At 44.4% G+C, this 12,935-nt stretch carries 12 protein-coding genes and 1 pseudogene; 2 read left to right on the top strand and 11 right to left on the bottom strand.

Annotated features, from left to right (window positions below; all coding sequences use genetic code 11):
- Positions 1 to 150 precede the first annotated feature (150 nt).
- The 5 genes from CHA6605_RS36080 to CHA6605_RS05010 all read right to left on the bottom strand — a co-directional run bounded on the left by CHA6605_RS36080 (position 151) and on the right by CHA6605_RS05010 (position 3,826).
- The gene (locus CHA6605_RS36080; RefSeq protein ID WP_269744564.1) at positions 151 to 285 is read right to left on the bottom strand and encodes a hypothetical protein; all 135 of its coding nucleotides are present in this window, start codon (positions 283 to 285) and stop codon (positions 151 to 153) included.
- 180 nt (positions 286 to 465) lie between these two features.
- Complete coding sequence (locus CHA6605_RS04995) at positions 466 to 999, bottom strand: hypothetical protein (RefSeq protein ID WP_015158447.1); 534 nt, start codon at positions 997 to 999, stop codon at positions 466 to 468.
- Positions 1,000 to 1,374: 375 nt separating this feature from the next.
- Positions 1,375 to 2,430: a glycoside hydrolase family 10-like protein gene (locus CHA6605_RS05000; protein WP_051038698.1), complete on the bottom strand. Its 1,056-nt coding sequence runs from the start codon at positions 2,428 to 2,430 to the stop codon at positions 1,375 to 1,377.
- Positions 2,431 to 2,503: 73 nt separating this feature from the next.
- Entirely contained in the window at positions 2,504 to 3,205 is a 702-nt protein-coding gene (locus CHA6605_RS05005; protein ID WP_015158449.1) for a hypothetical protein, read from the bottom strand.
- A 147-nt stretch (positions 3,206 to 3,352) separates the two neighbouring features.
- On the bottom strand, positions 3,353 to 3,826 hold the full coding sequence (locus tag CHA6605_RS05010; protein ID WP_015158450.1) for a hypothetical protein: 474 nt from the start codon (positions 3,824 to 3,826) through the stop codon (positions 3,353 to 3,355).
- Between the two features lie 615 nt (positions 3,827 to 4,441).
- On the opposite strand from CHA6605_RS05010, the gene CHA6605_RS31285 reads away from it, so the two are divergent.
- Positions 4,442 to 5,932 (top strand): tetratricopeptide repeat protein, encoded by a 1,491-nt coding sequence (locus CHA6605_RS31285; protein ID WP_015158451.1) that lies wholly within the window; start codon positions 4,442 to 4,444, stop codon positions 5,930 to 5,932.
- Positions 5,933 to 6,065: 133 nt separating this feature from the next.
- On the opposite strand, the gene CHA6605_RS05025 is transcribed toward CHA6605_RS31285, so the two are convergent.
- The 6 genes and pseudogenes from CHA6605_RS05025 to CHA6605_RS05040 form a co-directional block, all read right to left on the bottom strand.
- Entirely contained in the window at positions 6,066 to 6,380 is a 315-nt protein-coding gene (locus tag CHA6605_RS05025) for a hypothetical protein (protein ID WP_015158452.1), read from the bottom strand.
- Between the two features lie 428 nt (positions 6,381 to 6,808).
- Positions 6,809 to 6,964: a hypothetical protein gene (locus tag CHA6605_RS33660; RefSeq protein ID WP_157259816.1), complete on the bottom strand. Its 156-nt coding sequence runs from the start codon at positions 6,962 to 6,964 to the stop codon at positions 6,809 to 6,811.
- Positions 6,965 to 7,089: 125 nt separating this feature from the next.
- Entirely contained in the window at positions 7,090 to 7,356 is a 267-nt protein-coding gene (locus tag CHA6605_RS05030) for a ribbon-helix-helix domain-containing protein (protein WP_015158453.1), read from the bottom strand.
- A 236-nt stretch (positions 7,357 to 7,592) separates the two neighbouring features.
- The gene (locus tag CHA6605_RS35460; RefSeq protein WP_232432188.1) at positions 7,593 to 8,003 is read right to left on the bottom strand and encodes a DUF6745 domain-containing protein; all 411 of its coding nucleotides are present in this window, start codon (positions 8,001 to 8,003) and stop codon (positions 7,593 to 7,595) included.
- 63 nt (positions 8,004 to 8,066) lie between these two features.
- Positions 8,067 to 8,495, bottom strand: a pseudogene (locus tag CHA6605_RS37060) (leucine-rich repeat domain-containing protein); the annotation flags it as partial.
- A 45-nt stretch (positions 8,496 to 8,540) separates the two neighbouring features.
- Complete coding sequence (locus CHA6605_RS05040; RefSeq protein WP_015158455.1) at positions 8,541 to 10,640, bottom strand: DEAD/DEAH box helicase; 2,100 nt, start codon at positions 10,638 to 10,640, stop codon at positions 8,541 to 8,543.
- A 182-nt stretch (positions 10,641 to 10,822) separates the two neighbouring features.
- Between CHA6605_RS05040 and CHA6605_RS05045 the strand changes: the two genes are divergently transcribed.
- Positions 10,823 to 12,928 (top strand): RecQ family ATP-dependent DNA helicase, encoded by a 2,106-nt coding sequence (locus tag CHA6605_RS05045; RefSeq protein WP_015158456.1) that lies wholly within the window; start codon positions 10,823 to 10,825, stop codon positions 12,926 to 12,928.
- Positions 12,929 to 12,935: the final 7 nt, after the last annotated feature.

Genomic DNA, 12,935 nt, shown 5'->3' on the forward strand with positions numbered 1-12,935 from the left:
ACCGTCAGTAACAATTGAGCTTGCACGACTAGGCGCATAGTACTGACCCAAAACTCGCCTAACAGAATTCTAACCGATCGTGTCTAATCCGCAGCCTCGATATTTACCAGAAACTTACAATTGGGAGCGGGAGCTGCGGCTCGTCAGCAACTAAGCTTCCGCCACGGTAATATCTAAAGATGCTCGGACTCGATCGAGTGGCAGGTCCCACATCGATAGCCAATCGACACCAAATAGCGGCTGTGCGGCTTTACCCATCATCCAGCCAGTTGTCAGTGCCGTCAAATATCCATCGGCGGCTTCGAGTTTTGCAGATGCGTTCCGCGCGGGTTTCCTGCCGAAAAAAGCGAATCAAGACAAGACAAGACAGGATTTTAGATTTGCTATTTCTATATACGTTCTGGTTGGATAAATGGATCTCAACACATTCATTCGGCTCTCCTGTATTTATGGTGATTCGCCGCTTTAATTTCCGAAATTGTAGCCAACTCCAGCAAGGATACCGACATCGGCATTCCGATTGTCTGGAAAACCTGCATTGAGTCGGACTGTACCTGTAAAATTCGGGGAGACGGGAATATCAATACCACCAGAAATTGCGGGACTAATAGACAAGCCGCGATCGTAGCGCAGCATTGCGCCGCCACCGATAAACGGCGAGAGAATGGTTTGCCCAGCATCATTACGAATTGGAAAATCGGCACTGACAATAATCATTGAAGTTGCGGCTCCGCCACCAAAGAGGATGGTTGCATCGTGTAAAGAGAAGTTATCTGAAAATCGCACCTTCGTCAGAATGGCTACGCCACCCGTACCGAGTGCAGTCGTATTACCTCCCAATCCAATCGCACTCCCGATCCCGATATAGCCATTATTTTGATAACCGATATTTTCTGGTGGCGGAGCCGACTCAGCCGCGACTGGCGATATATTTACCGCCACAAGACTGGTTAAACCGCCGAGCGTAAGTTGTAAGCACCTGGTGAAAAATTGGGACATCTGGGATTGAAGTTAGAGACTATCGAATCTAAGTTACTAATTATCACCAGCCACGACTTCTGTGTCGTTGGCTCTCCCATAACTAGCAACTTGAGTTACTTATAGATACGTCCGAATATTGCTGGTGGATCTCTTCTACGTCACTAGAGATTTAATTAGGTGCTATAAAGATCCATTCGCTCGCTCTGAGAGGGTGTCTGAAAAGTCTTATTGGCTCCGATCGTCGGTTGCTAATCCCCCTAAATCCCCCTTAAAAAGGGGGACTAAGACTCTTGCTCCCCCTTTTTAAGGGGGTTGGGGGGATTTAGATCTATGCTTTTCAGACACCCTCTGAGCGTATCAAGCAACAAGCTTTCATCGCATCGCCTAATTCTACTATCTAAAAATATCGATTAACTGCTGCGAATCTCTCACTACTAATGTTGGCGACAAACATTCGTGCAATAGAGTTTCGTAGAAAAAACAAGCATAGCCATCAAACCGATTGGCGATCGTACTATTAACTTGCGATCGAATTAGATCTGTAGCGATTGGTTTAGTTCTCAAGCCTGTCAAAATTCCAATTAAGGTTGGGATTTTAGTTTTAATAGCTCGCACTTCTGACTTGACAATTTCGCTATTAAATGTATCTAATCGATCGCGATAAACTTGCAGTACCAGTTCGTCGATTAAGCCTAAATCGCACCACTGCTGCCAATCTACCAAATAACGACTTTTAGAAAAGCTCAACGGATTGGGCGAAATCGAGACGATACAGTTGGATCGAATCGAGCGAATCGAGCGGACGATTTGTTGTAATAATGTTGTGAGTTGTTTGGCTCGCCACCGATCCCAATTAGCGAACGGATGTCGATCGAATAATTGGCGCGTAAATCTTTGGCGTAGCTTCTCCCCTGGAGCATCGTAACCTAACTCGATCGGGAAGGAAAAATGGTCGTCTAATTGAATACCACTAACGGGATATCGATCGACCAAATCGCCAATTAAATCTACCATAAATTGACGGACTCGATCGTGACAGGGATTGAGCCAGACATTAGGATCTTGTCTGCCACTGGCACCTTGAATGCGTTGACTATTGCCGCGCGCATCGAGCAGGAGTAAATCTGGATATTGACGCGCCAATGGCGATCCTGGCGGTACCATCAACCCATACTCAAACCACGGAATTACGCGAATGTTTAATGGTTGCGCCAACTCGATAATTTCGGCTAATAAATCTCTACCCACGAAGGGACTATTGGGTAACACCGCCGCACCAGTTAATTGTTTGGCTACCTCGCTGGGATATAAAGTATATCCCCGTTGCCACACCGCTGGATAAATCGTATTAAATCCCAACTCTGCCAGCCGCAACAGTCCCGCCGCCAGATTGCTGCGAGAATTCATCACTCGACTATCGACATTAGTCAGCCAAACAGCTTTTTTCAAGGAGAGTGGGGGACGGGGGGACGGGGGGAAGAGGAGATGTAGAGAATCAGATCTCTAATTGGCAACGCCATTATCAAAACTTTTCATCGTTCTGTGGCGGATCTACAGGATCGGAAGCTTGAGGGGTTAATTGCTTGATGGCTTGTCGATCGTACCATTCTGGAGATCTACCTGGATGCTTTATTTTAAGCTGAGATAACAGCCATTGGGCTTGAGATCGATCGCCACCACATAATGCTAATAATTCTGGCGTCGGGTTTAATGGTTGAGAGGGTGTCGGTGGTGCTTTTGGCGGCTCTGGAGATCTAGTCCGCTCTAGAGTCGTTGCTACCGCGACAGGGATGCCATACTCGGATTCTGATGACATTAAGTCGTTGTAGCTGTCCGTGCCGATAATTCCATCCCATAAGTACTTCAATAATATCGCGCCCACAAATATGCCTGCAATTGGAAATTGCCCCATGCAAACTTGTACGATCTTATCCAGTAGAAAGTAACCGAATGCTACCTTGGCACAGGCTTGATTATAACGAGAGATCCCGTACCCCGTCCCAAAGAAAAATACGGCATTAAAAAATAACAACAGGCTCCAGCCTGGTTCTTTACCACTCAAGACTAACGCTAGCCACAAGAAGGTTGTCATCCCACCGATGAACATGCAAGCTTGAAAGGCATTCTTAATCTGCCTGCGAGCGGTAGCTAGATCTTCTTGATGCTGGAGCTGTAAGGGATCGTAGGTATTTTGACTGCGATCGATTATGGTTGGAGGTGTCATAAAGTTGCTAGAGAAAGCATATTCTCTTAACATTCACTAAACTTAGTCCAATGCGATCGCAGACGCTCGCAATTTTATCGCTCGATCGCTACAATACTTGTCCATAGCGGCTCATGCAATTGCTAAAACAGTTTGCGCGCTACGTCTTTACCATTGAAATCCATGTAATTTGGGTAATGGTGCCGAGGTAGATGTCACTTGTAACAAGCGCGGAATTTTGCCGCTATCGTAGACGCGAAATTCGGACTCGATACTAGCTTCAGCATCGCGCACGGCTTGATTCATCACTACAGAACCGTGTAGATCGGATACAGAACGATGGAATGTACCCCTAGGAATCCGCAGAATCTCGCGATCGGCATCCAACCGCACGATATGATAGGGATAATTCCAAGTGAAATTGACCAGATAAAATGTCCTGCCCCCGGATATGGCCAAGAGATTGTCCTCCTGATGGGGATGGAGATAAAATTGCCAGTAGCCGTTGGTGCTGTCTGGCGGACTCACGGCAGGACCTTGATGTACTACAAGATCGCGAACGTTGGACTCAGGCACGGTAATATCGAAGAAACGCACGCTCGGCGTGTCCCGAAATTTTTTATAGCTTAGTAATTCAAACACGATCCCACCTCACATCAAGAATAATGTCTATTTACTTATTAGCGTCGCACATATAATTTGGTCAAAACGTTAATAGTGGACATTTTCTCTATCTATCCGCTTTTTCAAATATTAAAATGCGATTAGTGAATCTGAAATCTAGATTGCAAGCGCAAATTCTCGTAACTCTACCGTGAATGCGTTTAACAGCGTAGATTCGGTTGTGCGAATGTGTTTTAAAAATTTAGCAAAATTACAGATTTGAAATAAAGTCAATCGAGTCCGATCTATCTTGCCTAAAATAGGAACTAAACACACCATTTTTTCGTCAACATCGTTACTTTCAGGCAAGGCTTAATTCCCTAAGCTCGTGCGTATCGAACAAAAAAGAAGGTTTGCGTCAAAGGGAAAGATTTTAGCTCATTTCATAAACTTTTGCTATGAGCAAGGAATTCATTTCCAAGCGGTTGAAGACTAGAGATAAGGGTTCTAGATTTTATTCCTCACAATCAATCCACCCTGTCTCTCCCAGGATTGGGAACTACGGTGTACGCACGGTAGGGCAAGAGAGAGGGGCTGGGGGTGAGGGCAGAAGGCTGGCATCTTAAATTTAATTCCGCCTACCTACTTAATAATATGAATAGACTGATTCCTACTTGTTTAGGTATCATCACGATCGCCTTAGTTCAACCCCTGACTAATGCTGCCGAGCAAAATGGCGTTCGTGGAGCCGCAATGTCTGCCCAGCGTCCATTGTTAGCGCAGAAGCAAGATCGGCTTGCTGCCGCAGAACGATTTTTGGCGGCTGGAGTGAGTAAATATCGCAAGGGCGATAAACGCGGTGCTTTAGCTGACTATAACCGCGCGATTCAACTCAATCCTCGCTATGCTTTGGCGCATGTCAATCGAGGAGTGGTGCGCTCGGCGTTGGGAGATCGGCAAGGCGCGCTGTCTGATTTCAATCGCGCGATCGAGATCGATCCAAAATACCCTCAAGCTTATAACAATCGCGGTGCCATTAAATACGAATTGGGCAATAAACGCGGTGCGATCGAAGATTATACACGCGCGATCGCCATCGATTATAAATTTGCCCAAGCCTATTACAATCGCGGTGCGACTCGTTATGAATTAGGCGATAAACGCGGTGCTTTAGCCGATTACAACATTGCAATTGCACTCGATCCCAATTATGGTGCAGCTTATTATAGTCGCGGCGTCGTCCGAGCGGAACTAGGCGACAAACAAGGTGCGATCGAAGATTATAATCGGGCGATTGCGCTCGATCCCAACCATGCGGGTGCTTATTACAATCGCGGTGCGATTAAATCGGAATTAGGCGATCGTCATGCAGCTTCAGCAGATTTCGATCGGGCAATTTTACTCAATCCGCACTACGCGAGCAAAGACTATCGGATATCTGTCTCTTATTACAGCCCGATCGTGATTTTCCATCCTCTATTTATCGGCGGTTATTATCAGCGGGGCGGGGTAGTTTATAACACGCAAACTATCTTCTACAACTATTCTAATAATTTCTATTATAACCAGCCGCAAGTTGTTAATAATTCTACCACAGTCATCCAAGTCAACCCCAACAATCGTCGTAATAATAGCGATCGCCAAACCACTATTCTGAATACTAATAATTCAACAGTCGAATCGACAAATCGCCGAGTGATTATTAACAATACTTCAACCGATCGAGTCAACTCTACTCCAGAGCGCACCCGCACCCGCACTCGTCAAGTAATCGACGATAACTCCGAAACCATCGAAGTTAGTCCCGACTCGGAGCGCGATTCGGAACGCCGAGCAGTCCGCCAACGCGATCGACAAACAGTTATTAATAATACTTCCAATACCCAAATTTATACTCAACCAGATCGATCCGATCGAGAGCGACAAGTAATTATCGATAACAATTCGGCAATTCGGCAAGTTGATTCGCTCCCAGAGCGTACTCGCGATCGAGTTATTATCGATAACTCATTCAGCCGCAGTAATACCGGATCTGAAGGGGCTGAGGTTCGTAATTCAGCACGAACGACCATTCGCGAAACCAGACAGCAAGATGATACATCTACTCGATCGGAATCATCCGAACGCCGTTCTAGAAATCGTTAATTAACGATTCTGATTTTCTTATAAATTCAGGATCGAATTGGCTACAACAAACAACAATTTAGTATAGCTGCCTTGTTGAGGTGCTAACTAAATTGTTGTTTGTTGGCTGAGATCGAAAAATGTCAGAGAATATTTAAGTTAAGGACTTAGCTGCCTGAGACAGTAATTCTCCTAGTTGCTTCACCTTTGCCGCAGCACTTGGATCTGCCCCTTCGGATGCTTCTGTCGTGTCTGCACCAATATCGGCAAGAATTTCAGCTAAAGACATCCCTTTGCTGGTTTTGCCAGATGTCAGTGCTGTCTTGAGTTCGCCCAAGTCATCAGCAAGGTCATTGCCTTGAAGCTGTTGTTGCCAACTCTCGATAACAGCAATTGCTTGCTCGGCAGGAATAGAGGTAAGACCCTGTTGCAGAGCCGCAATGGTAGTGTCAATATCAACCTGAGCCATAAAAAAATCTTCCTTGTTTGATTTGCTGGGTGTAATTATTCAATGTATTTCCGATCGCAACCCCTCACCTGCTTCATTGTTCCTAACATATCTGAGAAATTCGTCTTTCCTTCGACGTATATAAATAGGTAGACTAGCAAATTACTAGTTACCATAATTCCGTAACTAGTACTATGCGGCAGAAATTAACCAACCATTTCTTTCCCCGCTGTCTTGATTTGCTAACCCGTCGGGAAACCCGACGAGCGCAAATCGCTGTCTTGTCTTGTCTTGTCTCGCTGCTTGGTGCGCTTCCATGGTCAGGAAACCCGACCGGAGCGCATCCGCATAATCCGGGAGGAAACCTCCCGGCTGCTCCCCGCTCCCCGCTCCCCGCTCCCCGCAAAATAGTAACCTTATTTGCGCCGTAGACTACTAGCAACTTCAATCTAAGCTTGCACGATAATTAGTTGCAGTATCCGATATACCGTCATGTGAGATGGTGGCTTGACATTCAATTCATCTGCTCTTGCTTCAACCCGATTGAATACCTGCTTACGCTGGAAATAGACACTTAAAAGGACAAATAATGAGTTAATGTACATTTGGCGACATTTCCAACCATGACTCAAACTGCTCGATCGCGATCGAGTAGAAACTCTGTATCTACATGATAACTTGGATTTTAAGCAATATCGATCGAGTCGATATTACTAATAGCGACGAGTCATTAGGATCTGGCTTCTCTTGCTTGAAGAAATCGCTCTAGAATATCATTCACGACTATTTCTACATCTAGAACTTCGCCTCTAGCAACTTCAGCTCTAGCAATGTCTACTTTTTCCCGAACTTCATTCACCCATTGAATATATTCCGCATTCTGTTTCTCCAGCAGACGAAAGGCGGTATCGATGACTTCTTCTGGGTTGCTAAATTGTCCTGCCTCAATTTGCGACTGAATGAATCGTTCGTGTTCGGGTGTAAGGACGCTCGCCATAGGTGTAAGCAATACTGGTTATAATTATAGTTTAGCGCACTTTGATTTCTAAGCTAATTTGACGTGAGTTTCTTTAGCTTCGTTTCTGCACCGCCCTCAAATGAATTTGGGGCTAAGAGCAAAAGTTCTCTTCAGAGAACTGCATGATTTCATTCAGTCCACTTCAGTGGACTTTTGCTCTTAGCCCGAACTTATAGTTCAGGGCAGTGTTGAACGAAGCAAATCAACCACCAATTTCAAGTTTGCACTGCAAATTCGTCGGGATGAATGCCATGATTTACCCAAGTAATCGCCGCTTCTGCGCTCGTCATCTCTGGCGGTACTCGCAGGATATGAATATGCTGTGTCGATGGACAAGTCATCTTGATTAATACCATTGGCTCTCGATCGATCGATTCAATGCTAGTAATTTTGAGCAAAGTATATTCTCTCCAAGTATCGAGAGTAATTGTATCTAACTCATTACAAATTCTCTCATAGCCCAATTGCTCGACTAAAGCTCGTCTAATTTCAGCATTATCTTCATCTAATAGCCACTCAGATTTCCAATCATTCAATTTTATCCAGTATCGACAAGGAATATTTACATCAAGAAAAGATACTTTCTTCAGGCTATTCAGACTCTGCAATATTGATAAATCTGTCAATGTGAAATTCAATCTAAGGTAAGATAGAGCTGATAGCTTATTGAAGCTGCTTGGGAGTTTTTTCAAGTTATTACCACTCAAGCTTAAGGATACTAGCTTTGATAGATTACCAATACTTCCTGGAAGATTAATGAGCCTATTTTCGCTCAGTCTTAGAGAAGTAAGATTGGATAAATTGCCAATACTTTCAGAGAGAATCACCAACTTATTTCCATTTAAACTAAGGGAAGTTAAGCTAGATAATTTACCAATGCTTTCCGGTAGGCTTGTTAAATTGTTTCCACTTAACCATAGCGAAGTTAGATTACACAATTCACCTATGCTTTCAGGTAGACTTGTTAAATTATTTCCACTCAAACCTAGTGAGATTAAATCAGGTAGATTACAAATGCTTTCTGGCAAAGTCTGGATATTTTTCCCATTTAAAGATAGATTGTTTAATCGACATAATCTAGCTTGTTCGATTATTTTTTCTAATTCTGTCCGCTCCATTGGTAAACCGTATGTATCTAAAAATTTATATTTCCGACAAAATTGCTAGCAATCGACCTTCAACTTCACAATCCCCTCAATATCTAATAAATAACCTTGCACCATCTCCAAAGCATATCGATCGGGTAGAACTTGCTGAAACTTACTAAACCGATAATTAGGTAAATTCTGTAATAAATATTCCTGAGTATTTTTAGCTTGCCAAAACTCCGGCTTCGTAACTTCCGCGATCGCACTCTCGAACATGACTGGTGTTAAATGCTCCCCAGAAATCGTTACTTGAAAATTATCCGCTCTGACTTCCCAACCCCACAGACATTCCAACCCATATTTGAGCGTGCGATTGATTCTTCCGCCTGCATACGTCCACCATTGTACCTTCTCTTCCTCCCAAACAGTCCCTTCGATGACCTCCTGACGGCGTTCTTCGCGAGCGTTATTTAATACCGATTTGGCGATCGGATCGAGATAAACTAAATCCTGCTTAGATTTTAATAAAGCGGCAATTTCCTGACAGACATCCCAACCCAAAAATTGCGGAATAAATCCGCCCCAAGTTGGTTTCTTGCCATGCGGTGCGGGTGCGACGATCAGAGCGCGATTATCTCGATCGATCGATTGCGCGATCCAAGCTTTACCGCCTAAGAGGAAACAACTAATTTCAGGTATCAGACTATCGATAAATTTCTGCTCCAAAGAACCGATCGGTTGTTCCTTTTCGGTATAAACTTCATACTGTTGGGGCGAACTAAATACGGCATATAGAGCCATGAAATTCTTCCGTCCGAAGACTTTTTCGGTTTCCGATCCGATCGCTAGTAATCCCCCCGTCAGATAGAGATACTTGTTTTTCAGCATATGCTTGATTAACCGATCGAATTCTGCGCGTTTAATCCCTTTAAAATCGGGAATTGTCGATAATTGTGCCCAAGCATCACCGGGCGAAATCGAATTAAATTGCATCGTCAGGGCGAGTAACTGTTGAACTAATACCGCCCAATTGCGATCGGACACCACAATCGATTCTACCCAATTGCGCCGCGCTAATTCGATGACGGCGATCGCTTGTAATAATGCCGCCGCATTATCGATTAAAAACGTCGTATTCGCCCCGCCACCGCGCCTACCCGTGCGCCCCAATCGTTGTAAAAATGCCGAAACCGTATCGGGTGCATTTGCCTGTAATACCGCATCCAAATCGCCGACATCGATCCCTAGTTCTAACGTCGAAGTACAGACGATGCAATTATTATGCCCATTGGCAAACCGCTCCTCCGCGAGCGTCCGCTCCTCTAACGCCACCGAACTATGATGGATGAACACATCAATGCCGCGATTTTGCATCGCTCCAGAGATTTCCTCAGCCAAAGCGCGACTCTGACAGAATAGTAGACTCTTTTTCCCCTGCGCCAACATACTCGATCGATTGGCGATATCCGTCTTAGAATCCTGCATCAAGATCCGAATCTCTTTCTTACTGTGCTCCTTGGGCGGATCGATCTTCTGGCGCGGACGTTGGGATGTCCCCTGCAACCAGTCCAGAATCGCGTCAGGATTGCCCACCGTGGCACTCAAACCCACCCGTTGGACATCATTGGCACTCACGCGAATTACCCGCTCTAGAACGGACATCAGATGCGCCCCACGATCGCTTCCAGCTAGGGCGTGTACCTCATCGATTACCACCGCCCGCAAGTCGGCAAACATCTCTGTATGCGGCACACTCGCTGACATCAGCATCACTTCCAAGGATTCCGGCGTAGTCATCAACAGCGTCGCTGGCTGCTTGCGAAAAGCCTTTTTCTGGGCGGCTTTGATATCTCCATGCCACAGAAACCGACTCAAACCGAGCATCTCCGTATACATCCCCAATCGCTCGGCTTGATTATTCAACAACGCCTTAATCGGCGCGATGTAAAGTATCCCCACCCCCTGCGGCTCTTTTTCCACCATCTGCGCCAGCAGTGGAAACATACTCGCCTCCGTCTTACCCCCAGCCGTCGGTGCCAGGACGATCGTATTATAGCCATCGAGGATGGCATGACTGGCTAGTTCTTGAACTGGGCGCAAGGATGTCCAACCCAAGCGGGAGGTGATGGCGGTTTGCAATCGATCGGGAAAACGGGAAAAGGCAGAAGCAGTCATATATAAGTAGGGATGAGAATTTCTCTAGATCGCTATCGACCGAATTTAGTTTAGAACATACAGGGCAGAACAGAACTTTTATGGATCGATATTTACTTTTTTAGCGGCAATCGGGGAATAATACGATGATAAGACACAAAGTCTGTTTTACGTTCCCATCAATAATCGATCGAGTAAATTAGATGCAAAAACGCGCGTTAGAGCTTCTGCGTCAAGCTCTGAATAACCCCACAGCCCAATTCCGCGACGGACAGTGGGAAGCAATTTATGAATTAGTAGAAAATAGATCGCGATTATTGGTAGTTCAACGGACTGGCTGGGGAAAAAGTATCGTTTATTTTATTGCAACTAAGTTGTTAAGGGAAAAAGGTGCGGGAATTACGTTGCTTATTTCGCCATTACTTTCTCTGATGCGAAATCAAATTAGTGCCGCTGAAACAATGGGAGTGAGAGCGGAGACGATTAATTCTAGCAATCAAGAAGAGTGGGAAGCGATCCAATCGAGAGTGTTCTCTGGCGATGTTGATATCTTACTGATTTCACCAGAACGATTAGCCAACCCAGGTTTTATTGAAAATATTTTAATTCTGATTTCCCAGAATATAGGTTTGTTTGTAGTTGACGAGGCGCATTGTATCTCCGATTGGGGACACGACTTTCGACCAGATTATCGTCGGATCGTAAGAATTTTACAAGCTTTGCCAAATAATATTCCAGTGTTAGCAACTACAGCGACAGCAAATAACAGAGTAGTTGAAGATATCAAATATCAATTAGGCGACCGACTACAGATCGTCCGAGGGCAACTGACTCGCGAAAGCCTCCAACTTCAGAATATTTCTATCCCTTCTCCAGCAGCAAGGATGGCTTGGTTGGTCGAACATATACCTCGATTACTAGGTAGTGGTATTGTTTACGCATTAACACTTAGAGATGCAGATCGTATCGCTGAGTGGTTGAGACAGAACAACATTAGTGCAGAAGCATATCATAGTAAGTTAAATTCGAATACAAAGCTAAATTCAGAGTTGAGAATAGATCGAGAAGATCGACTACTCAATAATGAAATTAAAGTATTAGTAGCAACAACTGCTTTAGGAATGGGTTTCGACAAGCCAGATCTAGGATTTGTCATTCACTATCAAAGACCTGGTTCTGTAGTTCACTATTATCAACAAGTTGGCAGGGCTGGAAGAGCAGTAGATCGAGCTTATGGTATTTTATTGAGTGGAACAGAGGATGATGATATTACCAACTATTTTATTCAGAATGCTTTCCCCTCACAAGATAATATATCGGAAGTAATAAAAGCAATAAAAGATAGTGATGATGGATTATCAGATAACGATTTGCAATCAAAAACTAATTTAGCCAAAGGTAGACTCAATAAAATATTGAAGTTCCTATCTTTAGAATCTCCATCGCCAGTCACGAAAGAAGGTAGTAAATGGTGTGCTAACCCAGTTAATTATCAACTCGATGTAGAAAACATAAAAAGATTAACTGAGATTCGCAACCAAGAACAGCAACAAATGCAAGACTATATGGTGAGTTCTCAATGTTTGATGACTTTCCTGTCTACGGCATTAGACGATCCCAATCCTCAACCCTGCGGTAAATGTGCGGTTTGTCTCGATCGAGATCTAATCTCCACTACTTATTCATCTGCTTTACTAGAGCAAGCTGTTCGATATCTCAAGCGTAGCGATTATTCGATCGAACCTCGGAAAAGATGGAGTGCGGGTGCATTAGTAAGTTATGGCTTCTCCGGTAATATTAGACCAGAATTACAATCAGAAACAGGGAAAGCTCTATCTCTATGGGGTGATGAAGGCTGGGGAAAACTGGTAAGACAAGGCAAGTACACTGATGAATCCTTTAATGATGACTTGGTTCGAGCTACAATTGAGATGATTAGACGATGGCAGCCAGATCCCTTTCCTACTTGGGTAACTTGCGTTCCTTCACTCAAACGCCCCAATCTCGTCCCAGATTTTGCCAGACGGTTAGCTGAAGGGTTGCAGATACCACTCCATCCAGTTGTATCAAAAGTCAAGCAAAATCAGCCTCAAAAAGAAATGGGCAACAGTTACCAACAATCTCACAATCTAGATGGTGTATTCGAAATCGATCGATCTCAACTGCAATCGGGAACGGTATTTTTAATCGATGATATGGTAGATTCTCGTTGGACTTTTACTGTCATTGCTGCATTACTCAGACAAGCAGGTAGCGATCGAGTATTTCCCCTAGCATTAGCCCTCAATTCTCTCAGTTCTGACGATTAAATAAATC

Origin of the sequence: Chamaesiphon minutus PCC 6605 (assembly GCF_000317145.1) — a bacterium.
Lineage (GTDB): Bacteria > Cyanobacteriota > Cyanobacteriia > Cyanobacteriales > Chamaesiphonaceae > Chamaesiphon > Chamaesiphon minutus.

Bases quoted from the DNA above. Each gene is read 5' to 3' on its own strand.
- CHA6605_RS04995 (WP_015158447.1), bottom strand. From the start codon at position 999: ATGTCCCAATTTTTCACCAGGTGCTTACAACTTACGCTCGGCGGTTTA.
- CHA6605_RS05030 (WP_015158453.1), bottom strand. From the start codon at position 7,356: ATGGCGAGCGTCCTTACACCCGAACACGAACGATTCATTCAGTCGCAA.
- CHA6605_RS31285 (WP_015158451.1), top strand. From the start codon at position 4,442: ATGAATAGACTGATTCCTACTTGTTTAGGTATCATCACGATCGCCTTA.
- CHA6605_RS05025 (WP_015158452.1), bottom strand. From the start codon at position 6,380: ATGGCTCAGGTTGATATTGACACTACCATTGCGGCTCTGCAACAGGGT.
- CHA6605_RS05045 (WP_015158456.1), top strand. From the start codon at position 10,823: ATGCAAAAACGCGCGTTAGAGCTTCTGCGTCAAGCTCTGAATAACCCC.
- CHA6605_RS05040 (WP_015158455.1), bottom strand. From the start codon at position 10,640: ATGACTGCTTCTGCCTTTTCCCGTTTTCCCGATCGATTGCAAACCGCC.
- CHA6605_RS33660 (WP_157259816.1), bottom strand. From the start codon at position 6,964: ATGTACATTAACTCATTATTTGTCCTTTTAAGTGTCTATTTCCAGCGT.
- CHA6605_RS05005 (WP_015158449.1), bottom strand. From the start codon at position 3,205: ATGACACCTCCAACCATAATCGATCGCAGTCAAAATACCTACGATCCC.